27 protein-coding genes are annotated in these 26,521 nt (G+C 64.3%); 15 read left to right on the forward strand and 12 right to left on the reverse strand.

Translation table 11 applies throughout. The features are described 5' to 3' along the window. Positions 1-44: 44 nt before the first annotated feature. Complete coding sequence (locus tag ACM9ME_RS04055; RefSeq protein WP_415642158.1) at positions 45-1,010, forward strand: Mrp/NBP35 family ATP-binding protein; 966 nt, start codon at positions 45-47, stop codon at positions 1,008-1,010. After that, positions 994-1,422: a CoA-binding protein gene (locus ACM9ME_RS04060; protein WP_415642159.1), complete on the forward strand. Its 429-nt coding sequence runs from the start codon at positions 994-996 to the stop codon at positions 1,420-1,422. Before ACM9ME_RS04055 ends, ACM9ME_RS04060 begins: the two co-directional genes overlap by 17 nt. Here ACM9ME_RS04060 and nhaA read toward each other — a convergent pair. The 3 genes from nhaA to rpmG form a co-directional block, all read right to left on the reverse strand. Further along, positions 1,391-2,530 (reverse strand): Na+/H+ antiporter NhaA, encoded by a 1,140-nt coding sequence (gene nhaA, locus ACM9ME_RS04065; RefSeq protein WP_415642160.1) that lies wholly within the window; start codon positions 2,528-2,530, stop codon positions 1,391-1,393. The two genes, ACM9ME_RS04060 and nhaA, sit on opposite strands and share 32 nt — an antisense overlap. Before the next feature lie 26 nt (positions 2,531-2,556). Continuing rightward, a complete protein-coding gene (locus ACM9ME_RS04070) occupies positions 2,557-2,952 on the reverse strand; it encodes an acyl-CoA thioesterase (protein WP_415642161.1) in 396 nt (131 codons plus the stop codon). 129 nt (positions 2,953-3,081) lie between these two features. After that, positions 3,082-3,249 (reverse strand): 50S ribosomal protein L33, encoded by a 168-nt coding sequence (gene rpmG, locus ACM9ME_RS04075; protein ID WP_415642162.1) that lies wholly within the window; start codon positions 3,247-3,249, stop codon positions 3,082-3,084. 109 nt (positions 3,250-3,358) lie between these two features. Here rpmG and ACM9ME_RS04080 point away from each other — a divergent pair, with 109 nt between their 5' ends. Continuing rightward, complete coding sequence (locus tag ACM9ME_RS04080; protein ID WP_415642163.1) at positions 3,359-5,035, forward strand: cisplatin damage response ATP-dependent DNA ligase; 1,677 nt, start codon at positions 3,359-3,361, stop codon at positions 5,033-5,035. Positions 5,036-5,070: 35 nt separating this feature from the next. Here the strand turns inward: ACM9ME_RS04080 and ACM9ME_RS04085 are convergent, their stop codons facing one another. Together ACM9ME_RS04085 and katG are read right to left on the reverse strand one after the other, a co-directional pair. Continuing rightward, positions 5,071-6,936, reverse strand: coding sequence for a DUF7380 domain-containing protein (locus tag ACM9ME_RS04085; protein WP_415642164.1), 1,866 nt, complete (start codon positions 6,934-6,936; stop codon positions 5,071-5,073). 74 nt (positions 6,937-7,010) lie between these two features. Beyond that, positions 7,011-9,227, reverse strand: a complete 2,217-nt coding sequence (katG, locus tag ACM9ME_RS04090; protein WP_415642165.1) for a catalase/peroxidase HPI — start codon at positions 9,225-9,227, stop codon at positions 7,011-7,013. An 88-nt stretch (positions 9,228-9,315) separates the two neighbouring features. Here katG and ACM9ME_RS04095 point away from each other — a divergent pair, with 88 nt between their 5' ends. Further along, positions 9,316-10,242: a LysR substrate-binding domain-containing protein gene (locus ACM9ME_RS04095; RefSeq protein ID WP_415642166.1), complete on the forward strand. Its 927-nt coding sequence runs from the start codon at positions 9,316-9,318 to the stop codon at positions 10,240-10,242. Then, positions 10,239-10,685, forward strand: coding sequence for a preQ(1) synthase (gene queF / locus ACM9ME_RS04100; RefSeq protein ID WP_415642167.1), 447 nt, complete (start codon positions 10,239-10,241; stop codon positions 10,683-10,685). The genes ACM9ME_RS04095 and queF overlap by 4 nt, the downstream gene beginning before the upstream one ends. Here the strand turns inward: queF and ACM9ME_RS04105 are convergent. After that, positions 10,682-11,056, reverse strand: a complete 375-nt coding sequence (locus tag ACM9ME_RS04105) for a response regulator (RefSeq protein WP_415642168.1) — start codon at positions 11,054-11,056, stop codon at positions 10,682-10,684. The genes queF and ACM9ME_RS04105 overlap by 4 nt on opposite strands. A 31-nt stretch (positions 11,057-11,087) precedes the next feature. On the opposite strand from ACM9ME_RS04105, the gene ACM9ME_RS04110 reads away from it, so the two are divergent. After that, a complete protein-coding gene (locus tag ACM9ME_RS04110) occupies positions 11,088-11,342 on the forward strand; it encodes a DUF3572 family protein (protein WP_415642169.1) in 255 nt (84 codons plus the stop codon). Then, positions 11,339-11,977 carry an HAD family hydrolase gene (locus ACM9ME_RS04115; RefSeq protein ID WP_415642170.1) on the forward strand — a complete coding sequence of 213 codons (639 nt, stop codon included), beginning with the start codon at positions 11,339-11,341 and terminating at the stop codon, positions 11,975-11,977. Before ACM9ME_RS04110 ends, ACM9ME_RS04115 begins: the two co-directional genes overlap by 4 nt. 135 nt (positions 11,978-12,112) lie before the next feature. On the opposite strand, the gene ACM9ME_RS04120 is transcribed toward ACM9ME_RS04115, so the two are convergent. The 4 genes from ACM9ME_RS04120 to ACM9ME_RS04135 all read right to left on the reverse strand — a co-directional run bounded on the left by ACM9ME_RS04120 (position 12,113) and on the right by ACM9ME_RS04135 (position 15,678). Then, positions 12,113-13,417 (reverse strand): glutamate--tRNA ligase, encoded by a 1,305-nt coding sequence (locus ACM9ME_RS04120; protein WP_415642171.1) that lies wholly within the window; start codon positions 13,415-13,417, stop codon positions 12,113-12,115. Then, entirely contained in the window at positions 13,414-13,692 is a 279-nt protein-coding gene (locus ACM9ME_RS04125) for a HigA family addiction module antitoxin (RefSeq protein ID WP_415642172.1), read from the reverse strand. Before ACM9ME_RS04125 ends, ACM9ME_RS04120 begins: the two co-directional genes overlap by 4 nt. An 88-nt stretch (positions 13,693-13,780) precedes the next feature. Next, positions 13,781-13,981, reverse strand: a complete 201-nt coding sequence (locus ACM9ME_RS04130) for a type II toxin-antitoxin system RelE/ParE family toxin (protein WP_415642173.1) — start codon at positions 13,979-13,981, stop codon at positions 13,781-13,783. Between the two features lie 38 nt (positions 13,982-14,019). Continuing rightward, entirely contained in the window at positions 14,020-15,678 is a 1,659-nt protein-coding gene (locus tag ACM9ME_RS04135) for an NAD+ synthase (RefSeq protein ID WP_415642174.1), read from the reverse strand. A gap of 65 nt (positions 15,679-15,743) precedes the next feature. Here ACM9ME_RS04135 and ACM9ME_RS04140 point away from each other — a divergent pair, with 65 nt between their 5' ends. Both ACM9ME_RS04140 and ACM9ME_RS04145 read left to right on the forward strand, forming a co-directional pair. After that, positions 15,744-16,679, forward strand: coding sequence for a ribose-phosphate pyrophosphokinase (locus tag ACM9ME_RS04140; RefSeq protein ID WP_415642175.1), 936 nt, complete (start codon positions 15,744-15,746; stop codon positions 16,677-16,679). Continuing rightward, on the forward strand, positions 16,679-17,455 hold the full coding sequence (locus ACM9ME_RS04145; RefSeq protein ID WP_415642176.1) for an inositol monophosphatase family protein: 777 nt from the start codon (positions 16,679-16,681) through the stop codon (positions 17,453-17,455). The genes ACM9ME_RS04140 and ACM9ME_RS04145 overlap by 1 nt, the downstream gene beginning before the upstream one ends. Here ACM9ME_RS04145 and ACM9ME_RS04150 read toward each other — a convergent pair. Further along, positions 17,452-18,090, reverse strand: a complete 639-nt coding sequence (locus tag ACM9ME_RS04150; RefSeq protein ID WP_415642177.1) for a DUF4893 domain-containing protein — start codon at positions 18,088-18,090, stop codon at positions 17,452-17,454. The genes ACM9ME_RS04145 and ACM9ME_RS04150 overlap by 4 nt on opposite strands. A 67-nt stretch (positions 18,091-18,157) precedes the next feature. Next, positions 18,158-20,287: an AsmA family protein gene (locus ACM9ME_RS04155; protein WP_415642409.1), complete on the reverse strand. Its 2,130-nt coding sequence runs from the start codon at positions 20,285-20,287 to the stop codon at positions 18,158-18,160. 179 nt (positions 20,288-20,466) lie between these two features. On the opposite strand from ACM9ME_RS04155, the gene rpmI reads away from it, so the two are divergent. From rpmI to ACM9ME_RS04185, 6 genes are all read left to right on the forward strand, one after another. Then, a complete protein-coding gene (rpmI, locus tag ACM9ME_RS04160) occupies positions 20,467-20,670 on the forward strand; it encodes a 50S ribosomal protein L35 (RefSeq protein ID WP_415642178.1) in 204 nt (67 codons plus the stop codon). Positions 20,671-20,683: 13 nt separating this feature from the next. Beyond that, positions 20,684-21,049, forward strand: coding sequence for a 50S ribosomal protein L20 (gene rplT, locus ACM9ME_RS04165; protein ID WP_415642179.1), 366 nt, complete (start codon positions 20,684-20,686; stop codon positions 21,047-21,049). 73 nt (positions 21,050-21,122) lie between these two features. After that, positions 21,123-21,434 carry a GIY-YIG nuclease family protein gene (locus ACM9ME_RS04170; protein WP_415642180.1) on the forward strand — a complete coding sequence of 104 codons (312 nt, stop codon included), beginning with the start codon at positions 21,123-21,125 and terminating at the stop codon, positions 21,432-21,434. 124 nt (positions 21,435-21,558) lie between these two features. Continuing rightward, positions 21,559-22,605 (forward strand): phenylalanine--tRNA ligase subunit alpha, encoded by a 1,047-nt coding sequence (gene pheS, locus ACM9ME_RS04175; protein ID WP_415642181.1) that lies wholly within the window; start codon positions 21,559-21,561, stop codon positions 22,603-22,605. Next, a complete protein-coding gene (gene pheT / locus ACM9ME_RS04180; RefSeq protein ID WP_415642182.1) occupies positions 22,602-24,974 on the forward strand; it encodes a phenylalanine--tRNA ligase subunit beta in 2,373 nt (790 codons plus the stop codon). The genes pheS and pheT overlap by 4 nt, the downstream gene beginning before the upstream one ends. 93 nt (positions 24,975-25,067) lie before the next feature. After that, positions 25,068-26,504, forward strand: a complete 1,437-nt coding sequence (locus ACM9ME_RS04185; RefSeq protein ID WP_415642183.1) for a S41 family peptidase — start codon at positions 25,068-25,070, stop codon at positions 26,502-26,504. Positions 26,505-26,521: the final 17 nt, after the last annotated feature.

Raw genomic sequence — 26,521 nt, forward strand, 5'->3', positions numbered from 1 at the left:
GGGCGGATTTTCGAAACTTACAGGGGACGGCTAAGGCGCACGGCATGACCATCGAAACACGCCTCGCCGAAACCCTGTCCGCCATCCCCGACATCGGTGCGCGCGCCGCCCCGCCACGCTTCAAGGACGGGCGCGCCAGCCTGATGCTCGACGTCGGCGGATTGGGCGAAACGGGCCGCAACGCACTTGAAGCTGCAATCCGCGGGGCGTTGCTCGCGCTGCCGGAAGTGGCCGAAGTCCGCATCTTTCAGACAGCTGAACGCCGTGGTCGCCGGATCATCGCGGTCGGATCGGGCAAGGGCGGGGTCGGCAAATCGACCGTATCGGCGAACCTCGCGCTCGCATTGGCGCGGCAGGGACGCAAAGTCGGGCTGGTCGATGCCGATATTTACGGCCCGTCGCAGCCGCGCCTGCTCGCCACCGAAGGCATGCGCCCAATGGCCAAGGGTCAGCAGCTCGAGCCGGTCATGTCGCCGCACGGCTTTCCGATGCTGTCGATGGGACAGCTGGTCGAGCCCGGAAAAGCGATCGCCTGGCGCGGGCCGATGGCGGGCAATGCGCTCGGGCAATTGATCGACGCCGACTGGGGCGACACCGAAATCCTGGTCGTCGATCTGCCGCCCGGCACCGGCGATGTGCAGCTGTCGATGATCCAGAAGCACAAGCCCGCGGGCGCGGTGATCATATCCACGCCACAGGACCTCGCGCTGATCGACGCGACGCGCGCGATCGACCTGTTCGCGTCGGCGGGCGTGCCGATCATCGGGCTGGTCGAGAATATGTCGGGCTATGCCTGTCCGCATTGCGGCGAGACCAGCGATCCCTTCGGCAGCGGCGGCGCGCAATCGGCGGCGATGGACATGCGCCTGCCGTTCCTCGGACGGATTCCGCTGGCGATGGCGATCCGCGAGGCGTCGGATGCGGGAACGCTCGCGCAAGTCGCGGCGTTCGAAGGTATAGCGGCCGAATTGGGTCACTGGTTGGAGAATAAGGATGCCGCTGACGTCTGACGAAGATATCGCCGCCTTGCTTGGCGAGGTACGAACGATTGCGCTGGTGGGCGCATCGGATCGCCCAGACCGGCCGAGCTTTGGCGTGATGAAGGCGCTGCAGGACCACGGCTATCGCGTGCTGCCGGTCAATCCGCAGATCACGGGCGAGCATGTTCACGGCGAATATGTGTGGCGCGAATTGTCGCAAATCGGTGAGCCGATCGACCTGGTCGATATTTTCCGCCGCCCCGAAGCGGCGGGTGAGGCGGTCGACGAAGCGATTGCGGCGGGTGCGAAAGCGGTGTGGCTGCAACTCGGTATCCGCAATCCAGCAGCCGAAGCACGCGCCGAGGCGGCGGGGCTGAAGGTCGTTGCCGACCGCTGCACCAAGATCGAGCTTATCCGCCTGCGCGTTTCGCGGGTGTCCTGAGCAGCGCCCACCCGGCCAGCGCCGACAGGATCGAGCCAGCCAATACCCCGATCTTGACGGCGTCGCCTTGGGCTGGATCGGCAAAGGCCAATCCGCCGATGAACAAGCTCATCGTGAAGCCGACGCCGCACAGCAACGCGACGCCGTAAACCTGCCGCCAGCGTGCGCCTTCGGGTTTCCGCGCAATGCCCAGCGCGACGCTCAGGCGCACTCCGGTGAACACCCCAGCCTGCTTGCCGATGAACAGGCCCAGCGCGATCGCCAGCGGCAACGGTGCGACGATGCTCGACGGCGTCATGCCACCCAGGCTGACCCCGGCATTGGCAAAGCCGAACAGCGGCACGATCCAGAACGCGACCCATGGCGACAGGCCGTGTTCCAGCCGGTGAAGAGGCGACACCGCATCGTCGCGGTCAACCGGCACGGTAAAGGCGGCAAGCACGCCCGCGACCGTCGCGTGAACGCCCGATTCGTGAACCGCAATCCACAGCAACAGGAAACCGATCAGATACGGCCATAGCGCTTTCACCCCCGCGCGGTTGAGCGCGAACATCGCCAGCAGGATCGCAGCCGCCCCACCCAATGCGCCCCAATGCAGCGCTCCAGAGTAAAACAGCGCAATGATCACCACCGCGCCGATATCGTCGACGATCGCCACCGTGGTCAGAAACAGTTTCAGCGACGCGGGCACGCATTTTCCCGCCAACGCCAGCACGCCGAGCGCAAAGGCGATGTCGGTCGCCGCCGGGATCGCCCAGCCGCGCGCCAGGCCGGGCTCGCGTCCGGCGATGGTGAGGAATACGATCGCCGGCACCACCATGCCCGCCAGCGCGGCGACGCCGGGCAGCACCCGGTCGCCCCAGCGCGACAATTGCCCGTCGGTCCACTCGCGCTTGATCTCCAGTCCGACGAGGAAAAAGAACACCGCCATCAACGCGTCGTTGATCCAGTGCAGCACGCTGAGCGGCCCGGCCTTCAGCGCCAGTGTCGCAAAATAGGCATTGGCCAAGGGCGAATTGGCGACGATCAGTGCCAGCGCGGCCGCGCCCATCAGGACGATTCCGCCAGCGGCTTCGGTCTGCAAAAAATGGCGGAGCGCGGAACGCATCATCGGCGCGCTATGCCCCGCCGGGATCAATCGGGGAAGAAGTGCCGCGCCCATTCCTGCGCGATCCGCGCGGGGCGGAGGGTCTTGGCGTCGAGGCAGCACCAGCTCGACTTGACCTCGGCCAACACCTCTTCGCCACGCTTGATCAGCGTGTTGTAAAAGGCACGCGCGCCCTGAACGCTTTCGAGGACGGTCGTCGCCACCACGTCGTCGTTGAGAAAGGCGGGCTTGCGATAGGTGATCTCGTGTTTCAGCGCGACCCAGGCATGCGCCGCGATCGCGGCCGGCGGAGCGATCTTCTGCCAATGCGCCACCACCGCGTCCTGAACCCAGTTCAGATAGCGCGCATTGTTGACGTGCCCCATGAAATCGATGTCGCCGGGCACGATGCCGACGGGGTGATGATGGGGAATCGCGGCCATGATGCGACTCTACCTACATCATTGTTAACAAGCCGCACAGCGCGAATCGCGAGCACGAAAAAACGGCGCGGCAAGAGCCACGCCGTTGTCCGATCCATTAACCCGCAACGCGCCGAAGCACGCGCGCGATTACTTGATCTTGGCTTCCTTGAACTCGACATGCTTGCGCACGACGGGGTCGTATTTGCTGAACGACAGCTTCTCGGTCTTGGTCCGCGGGTTCTTCTTCGTGACGTAGAAGAAGCCGGTATCGGCCGTGCTGACGAGCTTGATCTTGACGGTGGCTGGCTTGGCCATGACCGGAATGCCTTCGAATCTGGATGAACTGGAAGCGCGCGCCTTTGTCGAACACAGGCTCCAAAGTCAACCTTGCGCGTTGCATCCCCCGATGAGAGCCCCCGCCTGAATGCGCGCCTTCGCCGACCTGATCGACCGTCTGATCTATACACGCGGGCGCAATGCCAAGCTGGCGCTGATCGGCGATTATCTGCGCGTCACGCCCGATCCGGATCGCGGCTATGCGCTGGGCGTGCTGACCGGCGAGCTCGACATCCCGGCGGTGAAACCCGCGCTGATCCGCGCGCTGATCGAGGAGCGCGTCGATCCGGTGCTGTACCGCATGAGCCGCGATTATGTGGGCGACAGCGCGGAAACGGTGGCGCTGATGTGGCCATCGCGGTTTGAAACGTCATACGTCGCCCCGGCGAAGGCCGGGGCCGCTGCCAGCGGTCGTGCTCTATCGATAGCGGCCCCGGCCTCCGCCGGGGTGACGGATTTGCGGCTGGCGGCGGTGGTCGACCGCCTCCTCGGCCTATCCCGCTCCGACGCTCCCGCCGTCCTCGCCGACTATCTCGACCGCCTCGAATCGGACGAGCGGTTCGCCCTGCTCAAAATGGCGACCGGCGCGCTGCGCGTGGGGGTCACTGCGCGGCTGGCCAAGGTCGCGCTGGCGCAGGCGTTCGGGCTGGATGTCGAGGCGGTGGAAGAGGTGTGGCACGGCATCGCGCCGCCCTACACCGCCTTGTTCGACTGGGCGGAGGGGCGCAGCGAACAGCCGACCGCCGCCGACACGCCGGTGTTCCGCAGCTTCATGCTCGCCCACCCGATGGAAGACTTGCGTGTGTCGATGGCGGATTACGCCGCGGAGTGGAAATGGGACGGCATCCGCGTCCAGATCGTCAATGTTCCCGACAAGGACGGGGTCAGCCAGACGCGTCTGTACAGCCGCACCGGCGACGACGTGACCGGCAGCTTTCCCGATGTCGCGGGTGCCGTCACCGTGCCTGGCGTGTTCGACGGCGAATTGATGGTGCGCGGCGAGTTCCAGGGTGGGGAAGCGGCCAGCTTCAACGCCCTGCAACAACGCCTCGGGCGCAAGGCGGTGTCGAAGAAGATGCTCGACGATTACCCCGCCTTCGTCCGCCTGTACGACGCGCTGTTCGACGGCGCCGAAGACCTGCGGCCCTTGCCCTGGACCGAGCGGCGCGCGCGGCTGGAGGCGATCATGCCGCGCTTCGACGCCACGCGGTTCGACCTGTCGCAATTGATCGAGGCCGACAGTTTCGAGGCGCTCGAAGAAATCCGCGCGGGCGCGCGCGACGCGGCGATCGAGGGCGTCATGCTCAAGCGCCGCGATTCGCCCTACACCGCCGGCCGACGCACCGGGCTGTGGTACAAATGGAAGCGCGACGCGCTGACCGCCGATTGCGTGATGATGTACGCACAGCGCGGCAACGGGCGGCGCTCATCCTTCTACAGCGATTACACCTTTGGCTGCTGGGGCGTTGACGGGGACACAGGGGACGCCGTGCTGACCCCCGTCGGCAAGGCCTATTCGGGGATCACCGACGAGGAGCTCAAATTCCTCGACAAGTTCGTCCGCAACCACACGCTGGCGCGGTTCGGGCCGGTGCGCGAAGTGGAAAAGACCATGGTGCTGGAAGTCGCGTTCGACAGCGTGCATTTGTCCAAGCGCCACAAATCCGGCGTCGCAATGCGCTTCCCCCGCATCCACCGCATCAGGAACGACAAGCCCGCGGCGGAAGCGGACACACTGGCGACGTTGCAGCGGTTGGTGACGTGAGTGGCGCAATCCGTCGCCGATGCTCGCTCCATACGCTAATGCAATGTTGCAGGGTCTGATCTAGCACCATCGTGTCGCGAAGAACGCGCTAAAATCTCTTCTTTGAAAGCTGGCCAGTTTGGGCCCGCTAAGGGCAATATCACCAAAGTGAAAAGCAGTTTTAGCGCATAGGTATGATCTTCGCCGAACATAGCCCCGTAAGCGGTCAAACCATGACAAAAGTGGTGTCGTATTTTTGGTCCGGCTTCGTGCTCGAAAAAGTTTTCGATAGCATAGGGCATGGCCTTACCAATCACGCCTTCGAGCGTGCTCCGATATTCACCAAGAAGCGGACCCAGACCTATCACAGATTCGATGCCGTCTGCTCCAATGCGCGTCTCTGACTCTCCAGCCATCTCTACAATTTGGCGTAAACCTGCCTCCAAGTATGGGACCAGAGTAGCGACTGCGATTAGGTCATCTCCGTACAAAAATGCTTCAATGCCCCGGGCAAAGATGTGTGTGGCATGGTAGGGCACGAAAGGCGAAAGACGGCAGATTTCGTACAGAACTTGATACGGAATATCGAAGTTTTTTGTAATTTCAGTTCGTATCGGATCAATGGCGGCTGCAACCACAATACCGGTTTTCAACAATTCTGCCCGAATAACTTCGTGTCTCAGTCCTTCGGGTGAATCTACGCCCCCGGGTGATTTGGAAACGACGCGACCTTTCTGATCGACGCTGGATGTGGCGAACAAGCTCGACAGAGGGTGACGCCTCGATGACTCAATAGCCTCGCGCTCAAGGTCGTCGGGATTTTTTGGTAGCTCTGTTCGAGCCAGCCGTAAAAGACTTTCAAGCAGGTCGAGCCCCGCAAAGCCCCCAATTATCCGCTGCACCTCGTCAGTCAAATCCATGCTGTGTTCGATGACCCCAAACTCCTCGAACATGTGAAGCTGCACGTCCTTGAGCTTTTCGTGCAGGCGTTGCCTAACCTCCCTCACACCTTTGATATTTTGCAAACTGCTTATCGCCTGTTGCAGCGCCAATCCCTGTAACATCGGGCTACCTTTTGCGGTCTCGCCCTTGGCCTCCAGCACTTCGACAAACTTCAGTGTAGCAACTTTAACCGCCTCGTCGTCTCGAGATCGACGCGCGCCCCTGATCACCAACTCCTGTGCTGATTCGGCCAAATGAAAGTCAGGTTTAGCAAGCGCCCCTTGAACGACGTCGGGCAAGCTGCTGAGAAGTTCTCCTGCTTCACTAAGTCCCAAATCCATCGCAAGATTGCCGAAGCGCACGATCGCGAAGTCCTGTTTCTCAAATGCAAGTTCCAGGATTTGCAAAAAGCATTGACGGAAGCGATCATTCTCGGACTTTGACCAGCCAGTTGAGCGGGCGATGAGGCCCGCGCGTTGCAAGAACTCTTGGGCGGAAATTCCCGTCGGTTCCGGCCCGTGGAACCGTTCGGCCCCAGGGCCGTCAACGAGCTTGCCTACCAAATCGAGATAACCGTCAATGGCAACTCTGGCGCACTCTGCTTGCCGTTTGTCGCGTGACCACACGAGATCTGCGATCCTAGTGCGCAGCGCAACGTTAGATAGGCCAGAAGCAACCTTACTGAGCGCGACAATTGTATCATCTGCGAGGTCCGAGCCAACTAGTGTTCGACGACCGTCACCGAAGCCCATCCTATTGGAGAATGGCTCCGTTTTATCTGCTGGCCGGAAGTGAAAAGTGCAGATGTCAGCCATCAACCGATAGACTGCTGCTTGATCGTAACTACCAGATGCCTCTGCTTCCGCACCCGCTTCACGGAAGGCCTTCTCGAAATCGTCAGTATCTACGCAGGCAGATTCTAAAATTGGCGATTCAATGTCAGCCGATAAAATCACTTCGGGTTTGGGAAGTTCGATCATGCTCTGGCGCTGTCGCCAAAGCTAGTTGAACGCAAGGGCAGGCGGCACCTTCCCATGCACCGCCCGCCCCAACCTCAACTCGCGCGTTCGCTTGTCACCGGCTTGCTCGTGACATCAAACCGGTCGGCGTTCATCACCTTGACCCAGGCCTTGACGAAGTCCTTCACGAACTTTTCCTCATTGCCCGTTTCGGCATAGACTTCCGCCGTCGCGCGGAGCTGGCTGTTCGATCCGAACACCAGGTCGGTGCGCGTGGCGCGCCATTTTTCGCCCGCGTTGCTGCGGTCGTGGCCGATGAACTGCTGATCGCTCGACGTGTCGACCAGTTTCCAGAACACTTCATTGTCGAGCAGGTTGACGAAGAAGTCGTTGGTCAGCGCCCCCTTTCGCGTCGTCAGCACACCGTCCGCAATGTCGCCGTGGTTCACGCCGAGGACGCGCAGGCCGCCGACCAGCACGGTCATTTCCGGCCCGGACAAGCCGAGCAGCGATGCCTTGTCGAGCAGCAACTCCTCGGTCTTCACCGTCTGGCTGGTCTTGAGGTAGTTGCGGAACCCGTCGGCCTGCGGCTCCATCCACACGAAGCTGTCGACATCGGTCCAGTCCTGCGTCGCGTCGCCGCGCCCGCCGGTGAACGGCACGTCGACCGCGTAACCGCCATCCTTCGCCGCTTTCTCGATCGCCGCCGAACCCGCCAGCACAATCGCGTCGGCGAGCGACATGCCGCCGCGCAGTTCGTTGAGCTTGGCCAGCACCTTGGCCAGTTCGGCCGGCTCGTTGATCGCCCAGTCCTTTTGCGGGGCCAGCGCGATGCGCGCGCCATTGGCGCCGCCGCGATGGTCCGACTTGCGATAGGTCGAGGCGGACGCCCAGGCGGTCTTGACCAGCTGGCCGATGCTCAGGCCGCTGGCCAGCACCGCCGATTTGAACGCCGCGACATCGCCGTCCGACGGCGCGGTGCCTGCGGGAACCGGGTCCTGCCAGATCAGCGTTTCTTCGGGGACTTCGGGGCCGAGGTAGCGGATCTTCGGCCCCATGTCGCGGTGCGTCAGTTTGAACCACGCGCGGGCAAAGGCATCGTCCAGCGCGGACTGATCGGCGTGGAAGCGTTCCGAAATCGCGCGGAATTCGGGGTCCATCTTCAACGCCATGTCCGCGGTGGTCATCATCGTGGGGACACGCTTCGACGGATCGCGCGCGTCGGGCGCCATGTCCTCGGGCGCGGCATTGACGGGCTGCCACTGCTGCGCACCCGCGGGCGATTTGACCAGTTCATAGTCGTATTTGAACAGCAGGCGGAAATAATCGCCGCTCCATTTGGTCGGGTTGTTCGACCACGCGCCTTCGATGCCCGACGTGGTGATGTGGCCCTTGCCGATCTCGTCGCTGTCGGTCAGCCAGCCGAGGCCCTGCATCTGCAGCGCTTCGGACGCGGGGGATTTGCCGAACGTCTCGCCCGGCTTCGCACCATGCGCCTTGCCGAACGCGTGGCCGCCGGCGGTCAGCGCGACGGTCTCTTCCGAATTCATCGCCATGCGCAGGAACGTCGCCTTCATGTCGCGCGCCGATGCCAGCGGATCGGGGTTGCCGCCCGGACCTTCGGGATTGACGTAGATCAGGCCCATCTGGATCGCGGCGAGCGGGCCTTCGAGTTCCAGCTCTTCCTCCGGAATGATGCGCGTCTTCACGCCCTGATCGACCCACAGTTCCTCGGTGCCCCAGAAGGTGTCGCCTTCGGACTGGAACACGTCCTTGCGGCCGCCGCCGAAGCCGAACACCGGTCCGCCCATGCTTTCGATCGCGACATTGCCGGCGAGGATGAACAGATCGGCCCAGCTGATGTGCTTGCCGTATTTGCGCTTGATCGGCCACAACAGGCGGCGCGCCTTGTCGAGGTTGCCGTTGTCGGGCCAGCTGTTGAGCGGTTCGAAGCGCTGCTGCCCCGAACCCGCGCCGCCGCGGCCATCGGTGACGCGGTACGTGCCCGCGGCGTGCCACGCCATGCGGATCATGAACGGGCCGTAATGGCCGTAATCGGCGGGCCACCACGACTTGCTGTCGGTCATCAGCGCGGTCAGATCGGCCTTCAGCGCGTTGTAATCGAGCGCCTTGAACGCCTCGGCATAATCATACTCCTCGCCCATCGGATCGGGCGACACGCCATGCTGATGCAGCATGTCGACGGGCAGCGCATCGGGCCACCAGTCGCGATTGGTGCGTCCCAGCAGCGAGCGGGCGACGCCGTGCATCGGGCATTGGGGGGCGGCTTCGCCTGATTCGTAATCGGCCATGGGATCCTCCGTTGATTTGCGCCGAGCCTAGGCCCGCAAGCTGATAATCGGAAATGGCGTTTTGTTATGAGTGTGATAGTCTGTGCCTATGCGCAATATCACCGTCCGCCAGCTGCGTTATGTCGAGGCGCTTGCACGGCTGGGCCATTTCGGGCGCGCCGCCAGCGATTGCGCGGTGTCGCAACCGGCCTTGTCGGTGGCGGTGCGCGAGTTGGAAGACTCGCTCGGCGCGCCGTTGTTCGAACGCGGGCCGCGCCACGTCCGGTTGAGCGGCTTCGGTGCCGAGTTCGTCCGCCGCACCCGCGCGATCCTGCGCGATATCGACGAATTGGAAGACATGGCGCGCGCGTCGCGCGATGCGCTGGCCGGGCAATTGCGGCTGGGCGTAATCCCTACGGTCGCGCCCTACCTTCTCCCCGCGATCCTCGGCGGATTGGCCGCGACCTATCCGGCGATGGAGGTGAAGGTGCGCGAAACCGTCACCCCGACGCTGATCGCCGATCTATCCGACGGACGGCTGGACGCGGCGATCCTGGCCTTGCCCGTTCCCGAAACGGCGTTCGACAGCGCCGAAATCCTGACCGAACCCTTTGTCCTCGTACGGCCTGTCGCCGATGCCGCCGCACCGGTGCCCGCGCGCGACGATTTGCGCGGCATGCGGCTGTTGCTGCTCGAGGAAGGGCATTGTTTCCGCGATCAGGCGCTCAGCTTTTGCGACATGCGCGGCGGCGACACGCGCGATGCGCTCGACGGCAGTTCGCTGACCACGATCGTCCAGATGGTCGCCGCGGGGATGGGCGTGACGCTGATCCCCGAAATGGCGGTGCCGGTCGAAACGCGGCTGGGCGATGTCGTCGCAGTGCATTTTGCAGATCCTCAGCCGACGCGCACCTTGGGGATGATCTGGCGCCGCACCAGCCCGCTGGCGCCGCAGCTCGACCAGATGGCCGCGACCGTCCGCGCGGCGGTGCGGCCTTCGACAAAGCCGCGCCGGACGGGCTACAATGCGGCATGACCCCAAAGCACCTCGGCCAGACCTCCGCGCTGCCCGCCTCGCCCGACGAAGCCGCGCTCGACTATGTCCCGAACCCGCGCACCGGACGGCCCTATCTCGTGCGCTTCACCGCGCCCGAATTCACCTCGCTCTGCCCGGTGACGGCACAGCCCGACTTCGCGCATCTGGTCATCGACTACGCGCCGCGCGAAACGATCGTGGAGTCGAAATCGCTCAAGCTGTTCCTCGGCAGCTTTCGCAACCACGCGGCGTTTCACGAGGATTGCACCGTGGGCATCGGCGAGCGGCTGTTCGCGGAGATGCAACCGCACTGGCTGCGTATCGGCGGATATTGGTATCCGCGCGGCGGCATCCCGATCGACGTGTTCTGGCAATCGGGCGAACCGCCGCAAGGATTGTGGCTGCCCGCGCAGGACGTGCCGGGCTATCGCGGGCGGGGCTAGGCCGCGGCGCCGATCAAACCCTCGACCGAGGCGATGAACCGACCCAGCGTGACCGGCTTGGTGATATAATCGTTCGCCCCGGCGGCGCGGATCCGCGCTTCGTCGTCCGTGCCGGCAAAGGCGGTCACCGCCATGATCGGCGTCGCGGCCAGCGACCCGTCCCTGCGGATCGCGTCGGTCAGTTCGATGCCCGTGATGTGCGGCATGCGGATGTCCATGACGATCAGGTCCGGCCGCATGTCCTGCGCCCGCGCCATCACTTCGCGGGCGTCGCGTTCCCCTTGCGCCGCATAGCCGTGCGCAGTCAGCAAATCGCAGAACAAGCGCAAATTGAGGTCGTTGTCCTCGACAACCAGTACCGTCTTTGCCACGCGACTTCCTTTATACGACGCAGGATAACGCATGGAATCGAATGAAGCGAGCGCTCTTGTGCTCCAGGCTTTGGTCTGGACGTTGCAGGATGATCGGCGGGCGCAGCGGTTGCTCGCGCTGACCGGTCTGGAGGCCGATACGCTGCGCGCGCACCTCCATGAAGTCTCGACGCAGCGTGCGGTGATCGATTTCCTCGAAGGGCATGAGGCCGATTTGATCGCCTGTGCCGCGGCGCTCGACGTGTCGCCGCTCAAATTGCTCGGCGCGAAGGAGGCGTTGCGATGACCCTTCGACAGGCTCAGGACGGGGGCCGCCCGCTCGTCATTACGGACTGCGACGAAGTGCTGTTGCACATGGTCAGCCATTTCCGCGACTGGCTGGCGGAGGCGCATGCCGTCGATTTCGCGCTCGACGCCGGGGATTTCGGCAATGCGCTGACCAAGGCGGGCCAGCCGATGGAGCGCGAAGCGGTGTGGCCGTTGCTCAACGGCTTCTTCCGCAGCGAAATGCCGCGCCAGACCCTGGTGCCCGGCGCGCGCGAAGCGCTGGCGCGATTGTCCGAACAGGCGGACGTCGTCGTCCTCACCAATTTGATGGACGAACATCAGGGCGCGCGGGCCGATCAGCTGCGCGCGGTCGGCATCGATTATCCCGTATTCTGCAACCAGGGCGGCAAGGGCGCGCCGGTCGCGCGGCTGATCGCGGAGTACCGACCGAGCATGGCGGTATTCGTCGACGACCTGCCGCAACATCACGCCTCGGTCGCGCGCGAGGCTCCCGATACGTGGCGGCTGCACATGATCGCCGAGCCGATACTGGCCGCGCGCATGCCGCCCGCACCCGACGCGCATGCGCGGATCGATGATTGGGCCACGGGTGTGAAGTGGATCGAGGCACGGCTGGCGGGCGAGGCGGTTTAGGGCACTCCCCACCCTGGCGCGTCGCGCCTGTCCCTCCCTAAAGGGAGTGACGTCTGTTTCAACACGTCTCTAGACGTCCCTCCCGCTGGCGGGAGGGACAGGTCGCGCAGCGACCAGGGTGGGGAGAGTCGACGACTACGCGCCCATGCCCAACCGCGCCAAAGCCCGCTCCCGCCCGATCAACGGCAGCAAAGCCGCCATATCCGGCCCATGCTCTTTCCCGGTCAGCGCCAGCCGCAACGGCATGAACAATGCCTTGCCCTTGCGCCCCGTCGATTCCTTGAGTGCGCCGGTCAGCGCGTGCCACGGATCGCCCGACCAATTGATCGTCGCCGCCACGCGGGCTGCCTCCGCCAGATACTCCGCATCGTCCGCCGCGATCGGCGCATCGATCGGACCGGCGATCACCGCCAGCCAGTCGTGCGCGTCGTCGAGCCGCGTCAGATTGGGCCGGATCGCCAGCCACGTCGCTTCGTCCGTCGCCACCCGGGACGCAACATCCGCAAACGGCAGCGCATGCAGCGTCTTGGCGTTGAGCGCCTGCAATTCCGCCAGATCGAACCGCGCGGGCGCGCGACCGAACCGTGAAAAATCGATCCCGTCGATCAGCGGCTGGAGCGACACGACCGGCTCGACCGCATCGCTGGTCCCGAGATGCGCGAGCAATGCCGCGAGTGCGAGCGGCTCGACGCCGTCGTCGCGCAGCGCGTCGCAATCCACACTGCCCAGGCGCTTGGACAATTTGCCCTCGGTCCCGGTCAACAGCGCCTCATGCGCGAATTTGGGCGGTTCGGCACCGAGCGCCGCGAACATCTGCAATTGCAGCGCGGTGTTGGAGACATGGTCCTCGCCGCGCACCACCGTCGTCACGCGCATGTCGACGTCGTCGATCGCGCTGGGCAGCAGATAGAGCCATGAGCCATCGGCACGGCGGATCACCGGGTCACTCAATTTGGCCGGGTCGAAATGCTGCGGTCCGCGGATCAGGTCGAGCCACTCGATCGGTGCGGCGTGATCGAGCTTGAAGCGCCAATGCGGCGCAACGCCATCGGGCACCGGCGCATCCGCCGGCTTGCGCTCGTAGACCGGCGGCAGTCCGCGCCCGAGCAGAACCTTGCGGCGCAAATCCAGCTCTTCGGAGGTTTCGTAACAAGCATAGACCCGCCCCGCATCGCGCAGCCGGGCGAACTCGCGCTCGTACAGTTCGAAGCGCTTCGACTGGCGTTCCTCACGATCGACGGTCAGTCCGAACCACGCCAGATCGCTGCGGATCGCGTCGACGAACCGTTCCTCGCTCCGCGTCAGATCGGTGTCGTCGATCCGCAGGACGAACGTCCCGCCATTTTTGCGCGCCCACAGCCAATTGTGCAGCGCCGCGCGCAAATTGCCGACGTGCAGCCGGCCCGTCGGCGACGGCGCGAAACGGGTTATCTCGGTCATGCAGCGAGTTTTTCGACCGGTCGTCCCACCTTGGTTCGAGCTTGCGCCAGTTGATAATTGGTCTGCAAGGTCATCCAGAACCGCGCCGTGCTCACGCCAGCGCTTTCGAGGCTCAGCGCCAGTTCGGGACTGATTGCCGCCCGTCCATTCAACACGCGCGACAAGGCCACGCGCGACATGCCGAGCTTTTGCGCGGCGACCGTAACGCCGAGGCCGAGCGGCACCAGCACATCGTCGCGCAGCATCTGACCGGGATGGGGAGGAGTCTTCATCATCATTCTGTCCTCAATGATAATCCTGATAATCCACAAGCTCGACATCGGCACCCATGAACCGAAAGGTCACGCGCCAATTGCCATTCACTCATATGGACCAATGGCCGCGCAACTCACCTTTCAACGGGTGGAGACGATAGGACGGCAATGTCAATTCGCCGGGCGCTGCAGCGGCATCGAGCGCCGCAAGAATGCTGAGCAGCTTATCCTTGTGCGCGGCGCTGACACCCTTGGCCGAACCTGTTTCGTAAAGCAGCTTCAATCCCTTGTGACGAAAGCTAGCAATCATCGCGGATGTGTATCGCGTAACGTTACAATTGTCAATCGCTACAGTGTCCGGAAGGCGTTGGTGATCGGGTAACGCCGGTCGCGTCCGAAATTGCGCTTGCCCAATTTAACGCCCGGGGGGGCCTGCCGCCGTTTATATTCGGCGACGTAAAGCAGGCGTTCGATCCGCGCCACGGTTTCGCGATCGAAGCCGCGCTCGACGATTTCGCCGACCGACAATTCCTCCTCGACCAGCCCCATCAGGATCGGGTCGAGAATGTCATAGGGCGGCAAGCTGTCTTCATCCTTCTGATCGTCGCGCAATTCGGCGGATGGCGGCCGGGTGATGACGCGCTCGGGCATCACCGGCCCGTCCGGCCCCAGCGACCAGCGCGGGCGATTGGCATTGCGCCACCGCGACAGCGCGAACACCGTCGTCTTGTACGCATCCTTCAGCACCGAATAGCCGCCCGCCATGTCGCCATAGATCGTCGCATAGCCGACCGACATCTCGCTCTTGTTGCCCGTCGTCAGCAGCATCGGCCCGAACTTGTTGCTGACCGCCATCAACGTCAGCCCACGGATGCGCGACTGGATATTTTCCTCGGCCAGATCGGGGGCGCGACCAGCAAATACGCTCGCCAGCATCGCATCGAACGCAGTCATCGCCGGTTCGATCGCGATCGTATCCAGCCGGCAGCCGAGCAGCCGCGCGCATTCCGCCGCATCGCTTTCCGAAATATCGGCGGTGTATTTGGACGGCATCATCACACACCACACGCGCTCCGGCCCCAGCGCATCGACCGCCACCGCCGCGGACAGCGCCGAATCGATCCCGCCCGACAGGCCCAGCACCACCCCCGGAAAGCGATTGGCGTTCACATAATCGCGCAAGCCCACCAGCATCGCATGATAGGTGTCGGCGGGATGGTCATCGAGGCGCGCGATCTCGCCCGGCACGCAACGCCAGCCAGCGGGCCCGCGTTCCCACACCGTCTCGCGCAAATGTTCTTCCCAATCGGGCAATTGATGCGCCACCGAACCATCGGCGTTAAGCACGAAACTGGCTCCGTCGAACACCAGTTCGTCCTGCCCGCCGACACGGTTGATCAGCGCCAGCGGCAGTCCGGTTTCGGCGACCCGCTTCGCCGCGACGCCGCACACGCGCAGATCGTCCTTGTCGATCTCGTACGGACTGCCGTGCGGCGCGATCAGCAATTCCGCGCCGCGTTCCCGCAAATGCGCGCAGACCTTGGGAAACCAGATGTCCTCGCAGATCGGCACGCCGATTTTGACGCCGCGAAATTCGATCGGTTCGGGGAGCGGCCCCGGTGCGAACACACGTTTTTCGTCGAACGTGCCGTAATTGGGCAGCTCGTGCTTGATTGTCCGGCCGGCGATTCGCCCGTCCGCGATCAGCAGGATGACATTGTGGACTTGGCTGCTTCCCTCGATCCGCTCGATCGTCCCGACCAGCATGGCGGGGCCGCCGTCGGCAGACGCCGCGACCAGCCGCGCGACCTGCTCCGCCGAACGCCGCGCCAAGGCGGGCTTGAGCACCAGATCCTCGGCCGGATAACCGACCAGTTCCATTTCGGGGAACACGATCAGGTCCGCGACCGTCTTTGCCCGCGCGGCGAGCATCCGGTCGGCATTGCCCGGCAAATCCCCGACGCTTTGTCCCAATTGCGCCAGTGCGATGGTCAGTCTGTCCGCCATGGACCTTGCCCTAGCGGCGACCGGCACTCTAGGGAACGGGGGCAGGGGCATTTGGGATTGCGACCATGAAACTACTCACCGGCAACGCCAATCCGGCGCTGGCCCAGGCGATTGCCCACTATCTCGAACTGCCGTTGGTCGACGCCAATGTCCGCCGCTTCGCCGATGAGGAAGTGTTCGTCGAAGTGATGGAGAATGTCCGCGGCGAGGATGTCTTCGTTCTCCAGTCGACCGGCTTCCCGGCCAACGACAATCTGATGGAGCTGCTGATCATGATCGATGCGCTGAAGCGGGCGTCGGCCAAGCGGATCACCGCCGTCGTCCCGTATTTCGGCTATGCCCGCCAGGACCGGAAGCCGGGTCCGCGTACGCCAATCTCGGCGAAACTCGTCGCCAATCTGATCACCGTCGCGGGGGCCGACCGGATGCTGTCGGTCGACCTGCATGCCGGGCAAATTCAGGGCTTTTTCGACATTCCGACCGACAATCTGTTCGCCGCGCCGGTCATGGCGGCGGACATTCAGGCGCGTTTTCCATCGGATCGCCTGACCGTGGTCAGCCCCGATGTCGGCGGCGTGGTCCGCGCGCGCGCGCTGGCGAAGCGGCTCAACAACGCCCCTCTCGCCATCGTCGACAAGCGGCGTGAGCGCGCGGGCGAATCGGAAGTGATGAACATCATCGGCGACGTCGAAGGGCGTTTTTGCGTCCTGATCGACGACATCGTCGATTCGGCGGGGACATTGTGCAACGCCGCCGCCGCCTTGCGCGCGGCGGGAGCAACCGATGCGGTGGCCTACGTCACCCACGGCGTCCTGTCGGGCGGCGCGGTTGCGCGGGTCGAGCGGTCCGAACTGACCGAGATGGTCGTCACCGATTCGATCGCGCTGCCCGACGGCAGTGGCGAGGCGAAGAAAATCCGCCTGTTGACCATCGCGCCGCTGGTCGCCGAAGCGATCAAGCGCATCGCGGATGAAAGCTCCGTCAGCTCGCTGTTCGATTGATGCGCGATAGCGACGTCGCTTTGGCCCAGCGCCTCGCCGATCTGGCGGGCGACGCGATCCGCCCGTTGTTTCGCGCGGGCGTGGCCGTGGAGAAAAAGTCCGACACCTCACCCGTCACCGAAGCCGACCGGGCCGCCGAAGCGGCGATGCGCCGCCTGATCGAGGCCGAGCACCCGCGCGACGGCATCATCGGCGAGGAATATGGCGACAAGCCGTCGCAAACCGGGCGAACCTGGGTGCTCGATCCGATCGACGGGACGATCAGCTTCACGGCCGGGCGCGCAATCTTCGGCACGCTGATCGCGTTGTTGGAGGACGACTGGCCGGTCCTCGGCGTGATCGATCAGCCGATCGCCAGGGACCGCTGGATCGGCGCCATCGGGCGCGAGACGACCCTCAACGGGCAAGCGGCGCGATCCCGCCTCTGCCGCGAATTGTCTGGCGCGATCCTCGCGACCAGCAGCCCGCATTACTTCTTCGACGAAAGCTCGGTCGCGGCGTACCTCGCCATCGCCAGCAAGGTCGACCGGCTGCGCATCGTCTATGGCGGCGATTGCTATAATTACGGGCTGCTGGCGTCGGGCCATCTCGACCTCGTCGTCGAAAGCGGGCTGAAGCTGCACGATTTTGCGGCGCTCGTCCCCATTGTCGAAGGCGCGGGGGGCACGATGTGCGACTGGGCGGGCGATCCGCTCAACCGCGACAGCAAGGGCGATGTCATCGCGCTCGGCGATCCGGCGCGGCTCGAGGGTGTGCTCGAGGCGCTCGCCGTTTAACGCGGCGCGTCGGTCGCCAAACTGCCGCTGTCGGGCCAGAATTCCACGACGTCGAACAAGGTGCCGGGTCGCGGCGCGTCGATGATCAATCGCCAACGAAAATCGCCGATACGATCGACCAGGCCGATGCGATCGGTCGCCGGGTCGGCCCCGTAACCCGGCGCATCCGCGCCGGCCACGCGCGCCGCACCGCCCAGGAAGACACGCCGGTCATTGCCATCGGCCCACAGGCGGCCCGCCGGACGATCGCTGCCCGTGCCTTTGGCAAAGGTCAGAAGGGCGCCGTCGGACTGAACGTAGCAAAAAAACGGTGGAAAGGTCCGTGCAGACCCCACAGCCGGGAGCCGGTGAACGCGGCAGCGGTACACGCCTGGAGTCGGCGATGGCCAGCGGGCCGTCGTATTGGTCTTGAGTGCGGCCTGTCCCGCGCCGGATCGCGGCGCGGCAGCCGCAAATCGATCGGGCAAGGTCGTCAGGCGCGCAATGTCGGACGATCGCGCGACGTGCCGCCAATCGTCCGAGGGCTCGTCCGACACGATCGGTTCGCCGACCGCCACGGTCGCACGCGTCATCGTGCGATGGGCACAACCGCCCAAGGCGAGAACGGCGCACACGATCAGCGGTGCGCTACGCATCATGGTTCACCAGCGCAGTCATCGGGAATGATATCAATCCTCCCCATTGGTTAACAACTTGTTTCGACTAGAAAATGCCGAGGAACTTCTTGCGCTGATCCTTGCGCTCTTCGCCGGTCGTTTTGCCGCTTTTCGACTTGGCCGTGGTGCCTTTGCCGACATCGTCGCGTGGTTTGCCGCCGGTCGTTTTTTGCGCCGAAGCGCTGGCCGCCGACAGGACGGGGCCGCACGCCGCCGACTTGGCATCGCCGACATCGACGAACGCCAGAACGGCCGCCGGCGGGGCCAGCGCCAGCAGACCCAGGCCGACCCCGGCACGCGTCAGCAATTGCGGGCTGATGATCTGGAAGCCGGGCTTGGCGAACACGCCGTTCACGCCGACCGGCGATTGACCGGAGAAGAGCGAAATGGTCTTGCCGTCCGCACGGAAGGCCAGATCCAGCGCCTCGGTGCGGAACGAGAAACCACCGCGCCCGACAATCACGTTCTTGGTCGTATCGATCAGGATCGGGTCCGCGGCCGCAATGCCGTTGCGCACGGTGAACGCCACCAGCCCGCAGTTGATATCGACCGGCTTTTTGAGCTTTTTGCCCAGCAATTTGGTGACGTAGGTGCCGATGTCGATCTCGGCCAACTGGATATTCCGCGTCCAGAACGACCCCTTGGGAATAACGACCGCGATACGACCGTTGGACGTCGCCAGGCTGCTGCGCACCGAATCGCCGGTGCCGCTCATCTTGATCCGTGCGCTGAGTGTGCCCGTCGTGCCCGATTCCTCGACGCCGAAGCGCCCGAGCAATTTGCCCATCGGCGTCGGCGACAGCTTGATATCATATGCCGTGACGACCTGGGGCACGCGCGCGTTGATCGAGATGTCCGACCATAATTTTCCGCCCGCGAGGTCGAGGGTCAGTGGGCTGAGCTTGAGCAGCGAGTGATCGAGACCAAGCGTCAGATCGATATTGCTGACGGGCAAATTCTTCGCGCGCACGGCAGTCACATGATATTTCACATCGGCGTCGAACTGCTTGATCGCCTCGATCTTGAGCGGTGCGTCGGGCAAGACGCGTGGTGTGCCTGCAACCGTGCCGACGACCGCGCCGGTCTTCGCTGCCTGTTGCGCATTCCACCCGAAGAACGGCCCGGCATCGAGGATGTCGAGCGACCGCGTCTTGAGATCAGCGCTGAGGTAGACGCGCTCGCCGGTCTTGACGCTCACGCGGCCGGCGATGTCGCTGGTCCCGAAAATGCCGCGCAAATTGGTCAGGTCGTAATTGCCGCCCTGCTTCACCAGCGTCGCCGCCATGCGATACGCGCGCGTCTCCGGCACCGCCACGCCGATGAAATCGAACAGATGCGCGATGTTGTCGCCACGCGCGGTGGTCGCCAGCTTGGCGCCATCGATCACCGTCGCACCGGTCAATGTGCCGTCGACCGTGACCGTCTGACCCAATCCCCACGCGGTCAACGTCAGCTTGTTCTCGCCGCCACCGACCATCTCGTTGGGTGACAACAGGCCGCCCTTCAACTGGAACGGCTTGTCATTGAACCGGCCGTTGCCGGTAAAGCGGACGTCATTGGTAATGCGCGTCTGCTGACCCGCGACCGTCGCGATATCGATATGCGCTTCGAGCCGCATCTTGGGATCGAGATAATCGACGTGCGAGCCCACCGCCGAAGTCCGCTCGATATGCGGCAGTTCGAACGGCTTGCCCTTTTTATTGGGGTCCCCGAACGTCCAGGTGTTGCGCTGATGCAGCTTATCCCATGCCAGATCGACCTTGGCGCCATCGAGGTTAAGCCACATCATTTCGCGCCGCCCGAGGATCAACGGCCAGGTGCGCAAGCGCGTGTCGATATGCTTCGACGTGAACAACTGTCCACCGCGCCAGGCGGGGTTGGCGACGCTCAACCCGTCGGCCACGAACTTCACGTTGAACCAGTTGAAATAGAGCTGGAAATCGCCCGCGACCTTGACCTCGCGTTCGATCTGCTTGCCGACGATCTTTTCGAACGGGTGTTTCAGGAACCGGCCCTTGGTGACGAACAGCACCAGCCAGGCGAGGAAGATCGCGGCGACGAAGCCGAGGATGATCCGCAGCCATACCGGCATCCGGCGCCAGCGGTTGCGTGCCGGCACTTCTTCGACAGGCGTCGCGGGCTGTTCCGCAGCCGAAACGGTTTCGGCCTCGGGCATGTCTATTGGTTGCTCGTTATCGGCCATCCGTACCCCAACGAGCGTGACGCGCGCCCGTTCCTTGCCATTTCCGCGCTTCACCGCTACTGGCCGCAGCTTCAACGCGACGATCTACAACGAATCGCCTGGCTGAAAGGGCTGCCAGGGCGATTTCGAACGTCGAACCGAAAGGAACGAAAATGCCCAAACTGAAGACCAAGAGCGGGGTGAAGAAGCGCTTCACCGTCACCGCGACCGGCAAGTTGAAGCATGGCGTCGCTGGCAAGCGTCACCGGCTCATGAGCCACAATTCCAAGTACATCCGTCAGAACCGCCGCACCTCCGTGCTGTCGGCGGCCGACACACCGACGGTGCGCCTGTGGGCGCCCTACGGTCTCAAGTAAGGAGGCCCGGTAGATGGCACGCGTAAAACGCGGCGTTACGACGCACGCAAAGCACAAGCGGATCCTGGAACAGGCCAAGGGCTATTATGGCCGCCGCAAGAACACCATCCGCATCGCCCGCCAGGCGGTGGAGAAGGCCGGACAATACGCCTATCGCGACCGCAAGGTCCGCAAGCGTTCGTTCCGCGCCCTGTGGATTCAGCGCATCAACGCCGCGGTTCGCCTGGAAGGGCTGACCTATGGCCAGTTCATGCACGGCCTGAAGCTCGCCGGCGTCGATCTCGACCGGAAAGTCCTGGCCGACATCGCGATGCACGAGGGTGAATCGTTTAGCACCATCATCGCGCAGGCGAAGGCAGCGTTGCCGCAAGCGGCATAAGCGTCCTTCGTAACTGAAGCGCATCGGGGCGTGGACGGGTTGCCGTCTGCGCCCTTTTGCTTGATCGGTCGGCATGCGGGAGCGGGAACCATGCGTTTACATCATGGCCAGTGCGAAACGCGGTACGCTTTACACCGGCTTGACGTCGGACTTGCCGGGCCGGGTGTATCAGCACCGCGAAAGCGTGACGGGCGGCTTTACCAAACGGTACGGCGTCAAACGGCTGGTTTGGTTCGAACGACACGACGAGATGGAATGGGCCATTCTGCGCGAAAAGCAGATCAAGGAATGGAAACGCCTGTGGAAGTTGCAGTTGATCGAAGCGGAGAACCCCTGCTGGGACGATCTGGCTGTGACGATCTTGGGTTTCCATTCCCTTCCATAATTCCCGTCCGTCACCCCGGCGAAAGCCGGGGTCCACGTCGCGACGGTCGGCCAGCCATCGCAACGGCATCTCTTGCGGCGAAATGGACCCCGGCTTTCGCCGGGGTGACGGCAAAGGTTTGGTAATGACCATCGACGATCTGACAGCCGAAATCGGTTCCGCAAATACGCTCGACGCGGTCGAATCGCTCCGTGTCGCACTGCTCGGCAAGCAGGGCAGCATTACCGGGCTGCTCAAGACGCTTGGCGGGATGACCCCCGAACAGCGTCAGGTCGAAGGGCCGCGACTGAACGGGCTGCGCGAAGCCGCAACGGCAGCGATTGCCGCGCGCAAGGCGAGCCTCGAAGGCGCCGCGCTCGAAGCCAAGCTCGCCTCCGAACGGCTCGACCTCTCGCTCCCCGCGCCCGACAGCCCGCGCGGCACGATCCACCCGGTCAGTCAGGTGATGGACGAACTTGCCGAAATCTTCGCCGATATGGGTTTCGCCGTCGCCGAAGGACCGGAGATTGAGGACGATTGGCACAATTTCACCGCGCTCAACATTCCCGAGACGCACCCCGCGCGGGCGATGCACGACACGTTCTACTTCCCTGACGGGAAACTGCTCCGCACGCACACCAGCCCGGTTCAAATCCGCACGATGACCTCGCAAGCCCCGCCGCTGCGGATCATCGCGCCGGGCCGCGTCTATCGTTCGGACTCGGACGCCACGCACACGCCCATGTTCCACCAGATCGAAGGGCTGGTGATCGACGAGGGCATCCATCTCGGCCACCTCAAATGGACGCTGGAGACGATGCTGCGCGCGTTCTTCGAGCGCGACGATATCGTCCTGCGCCTGCGGCCGAGCTATTTCCCGTTCACCGAACCTTCGGTCGAAGTCGATGTCGGCTATTCGTGGCAAGGCAGCCGCCGCATTCTCGGCGGGGACGAGAACTGGATGGAGCTGTTGGGTTCCGGCATGGTTCACCCGCGCGTCCTCGCCAACTGCAACATCGACGCGACGCGCTACTCGGGTTTCGCGTTCGGCGTCGGCGTCGATCGGCTGGCGATGCTCAAATACGGCATGGACGATCTGCGCGCTTTCTTCGACGGCGATCTGCGCTGGCTGCGCCATTACGGCTTCGCCGCCCTCGATGTGCCCACGCTTAGCCGGGGGATTTCGGCATGAAGTTCACGCTCGGCTGGCTCAAGGAGCACCTCGTCACCGAAGCGACCGCCCAGGACGTCGCGGATACGCTCAACAAGATCGGCCTCGAGGTCGAAGGCGTCGACGATCCGGCGGATCGCTTCACCGGTTTCACCGTCGCGCGCGTGCTCACCGCCGAACGCCACCCACAGGCCGACAAGCTGCAGGTGCTGACGGTCGATGCCGGTAACGGCCCGCTGCAGATCGTCTGCGGCGCGCCCAATGCCCGTGCGGGGTTGGTCGGTGTGCTCGGCAGCCCGGGTGCGACCGTCCCGGCCAACGGCATGATGCTGAAGGTCGCGGCGGTCCGCGGCGTCGAAAGCTTCGGCATGATGTGCTCGTCGCGCGAACTCGGCCTGGGCGATGAGCATGACGGTATCATCGAACTGCCCGCCGACGCGCCGGTCGGCACGGCCTATGCCGACTATGCCGGCAGCGACCCGGTGTTCGACGTCGCGATCACCCCCAACCGGCAGGATTGCATGGGCGTGCGCGGCATCGCTCGTGATCTCGCCGCGGCGGGCCTCGGCACGCTCAAGCCGCTGGCGCAGGTCTATCATGCCGACGACCTGGCCCCGGTTGATGGCAGCGATCCCGCGCCCGAAATTCGCATCGACGATCCCGCAGGCTGTCCCGCCTTCTACGCGCAGGCGATCAGCGGCGTGACCAACGGCAGCGCGCCAATTTGGATGACCCAAAAGCTCGCGGCGGTCGGCCAGAAATCGATCTCGGCCCTGGTCGACATGACCAACTTCCTGACGCTCGATCTCGGTCGCCCACTCCACGTCTATGACCGCGCCAAACTCACCGGCCCGCTCAATGCCCGCAAGGCGCGTGACGGCGAAACCGTCGAAACGCTCAACGGCAAGAGCTACACGCTCGACGCGAGCATGACCGTGATCGCCGACGATAGCGGCGTCCACGACATTGGCGGGATCATGGGCGGCATGCACTCCGGCGTGTCCGACGCGACCACCGAAGTGATCATCGAATGCGCCTATTTCACGCCTGAGAAGATCGCCCTGACGGGGCAGAAACTGGCACTGACCAGCGACGCGCGCGCGCGTTTCGAACGCGGCGTCGATCCGGCGTTCCTCGATGAAGGCCTGTCGATCGCGACGCGCTTCGTGCTCGAACATTGCGGCGGCACCGCCAGCGCGGTGACGCGCGTCGGCCAGCCGCCCATCGCGCGCAAATCGGTGTCGTTCGATCCTGCGCTTACCGCGCGGCTTGGCGGCGTCGAACTGCCCGCCGATGAGCAGGCCGCGATCCTCACCCGCCTCGGCTTCGAAGTCGCGGGTGGCAACGCGCTCGTCCCGACCTGGCGCCGCGATATCGACGGCCCCGCCGATCTGGTCGAGGAAGTCGTGCGCATCGCCGGTCTAGATCGCGTCGCCTCGGTAGCACTGCCGCGCCCAGACGGCGTCACCAAACCCACCGCCACGGCGTCGCAAAAGCGGGAATCGCGCGTCCGCCGCGCGGCCGCCGCGCGCGGCCTCAACGAAGCGGTGACGTGGAGCTTCGTCGGCGAAACCGAAGCTGCCGCATTCGGCGGTGCGGCGTGGACGCTCGCCAATCCGATTTCGGAAGAGCTGAAGGCCATGCGCCCGTCGTTGCTCCCGGGCCTGCTCGCTGCCGCGCGTCGCAATCTGGCACGCGACGAAACCAGCGTGCGCCTGTTCGAAGTCGGCCGCCGCTATCTCGCCGATGCCGAGCGCGCGACCGTCGGTATCGTCCTCGCGGGCGACAAGACATCGCGCGGTTGGGCCAGTGGCAAGGCGCAAGCGTTCGACGCGTACGACGTCAAGGCCGAGGCCCTGGCCTTGCTCGCCGCCGCCGGAGCACCGGTCGACAATCTGCAAATCTTCGGCGAAGCGGGCGACCACTTCCATCCCGGCCAGTCGGCCACCTTACGCCTCGGGCCAAAGACAGTTCTGGCGAGCTTCGGCATGCTCCACCCGGCCGCCGCCAGGGCGTTCGATCTCGACGGCCCGGTTGCTGCGGTCGAAGTTTATCTCGACGCCATCCCGCCCTCGCGCGGCGGCGGACGCGCGGCTTATGCACCGAGCGCGTTGCAGGCCGTCCGCCGCGATTTCGCCTTCCTCGTTCCCGAAAGCGTGACCGCCGCCGCCCTCGTCCGCGCCATCAAGGGTGCGGACAAGGCGGCGATCACGTCCGCGCGCGTGTTCGACCGCTTCGCGGGCGCCGGCGTGCCCGATGGCCAAATCAGCCTCGCGGTCGAAGTCACGTTGCAACCGGGCCCACAAAGCTTCACCGAAACCGAGTTGAAGGCGATTGCCGAACGTATCGTCGCGGCGGCCGTTAAGCTCGGAGCCAGCTTGCGCGGCTAAGCTTTCGTCATCCTCGCGAAAGCGGGGATGACGAGATCGTTTTAAATTGGATGACTTCTGTTAAGTCATTGCCGGGTCGGGAGTTTTGTTCGAATGACCCAAGTCTGGCGCAAATTGATATCGACCGTCACCCTTGCCTCGCTCGCCGCGTGCGGCGGCGGCGGCGGGGGCAGCACCGGTTCGACCGGATCGACCGGCGGCACCACCACTGGCGGCCAAACGAGCGCCGGCTGCTCGCTGGTCGAGCGAGAAAACTGGGCATTCGGCGTGCTCAAGGAATGGTATCTGTTCCCCGAAACGCTGCCGTCATCGCTCAGCACTGCGGGCTACACGACCGTCCCCGACTACATCGACGCCCTCACCGCCACGGCGCGGTCGCAGCGGCGTGACCGCTATTTCACCTATCTGACCTCGATCGCCGACGAGACCGCTTATTACACCAGCGGCTCCAGCGCGGGCTTTGGTTTCCGCGTCGCGACCGATGCGACCGCGGGCACCGCCACGATCACCGAAGGATTCGAAACCGCGCCAGCCTATGCCGCGGGGATCGACCGCGGCGACCGCATCGACGCCATCGGCACGACCACCGCCGACCTGCGCACGGTCAGCAGCATCATCGCCAGCGAAGGCGTGGCCGGCGTGACCAACGCCTTCGGCCCGACCACCGCGGGCGTCACCCGCGTGCTGCGCGTCATCGGCCCCAGCGGCACGCGCACGGTCAGCGTGACCAAGGCCGATTACAGCCTCGAGCCCTTGTCCCCGCGCTATGGCGTCAAGGTGATCGACGATGGCGGGCACAAGGTCGGCTATATCAACCTGCGCACCTTCATCACGACCGCCGATGCCGGTTTGCGCGATGCCTTTGCCAATTTCAAAAGCCAGGGCGTCACCGAGGTGGTCATTGATCTGCGCTATAATGGCGGCGGGCTGGTCGCGACGGCGGAGCTGATCGGCGACCTGCTCGGCGCCAATCGCTTCACCAGCGACATTTTCGACAAGCAGACCTTCCGTCCCGAAAAGACGTCGAACAACGTCACGCGCACTTTCCAGCCATCGGCCCAATCGATCGCACCGACGCGGATTGCCTTCATCGGCACCGGCGCGACCGCCTCCGCCAGCGAACTCGTGATCAACGGCATGGTCCCGTATCTCGGCACCAACATGGCGCTGGTCGGGGCCAATACTTATGGCAAGCCGGTCGGCCAGATCGCCATCGACAAATCGTCGTGCGACGACCGGTTGCGCGTGATCGCCTTCGCGACCCAGAATGGCAGCGGCAACGCCAATTATTTCGACGGCCTTGCGACGACCGTCCCCGTCACTTGCCGCGCGGGCGACGACGCCACCAAGCCATTGGGCGACGTGACCGAAGCCTCGCTGCGTGCCGCGCTCGATTTCGTCGAAGGCAAGCCGTGCAGCGCGGGTGCCATCGCCTCGGGTGAACAGGTCGCGCAATCGGCGCATGCCCGCGAATTGCTGACTCCGCTGCAACCCACCGTCGCGCAGCGCGAGGTGACGGGGTTGTTCTAAGCTGCGGTTTTCCGCAC

Source organism: Sphingomonas antarctica, assembly GCF_965137005.1.
GTDB lineage: Bacteria > Pseudomonadota > Alphaproteobacteria > Sphingomonadales > Sphingomonadaceae > Sphingomonas_O > Sphingomonas_O antarctica.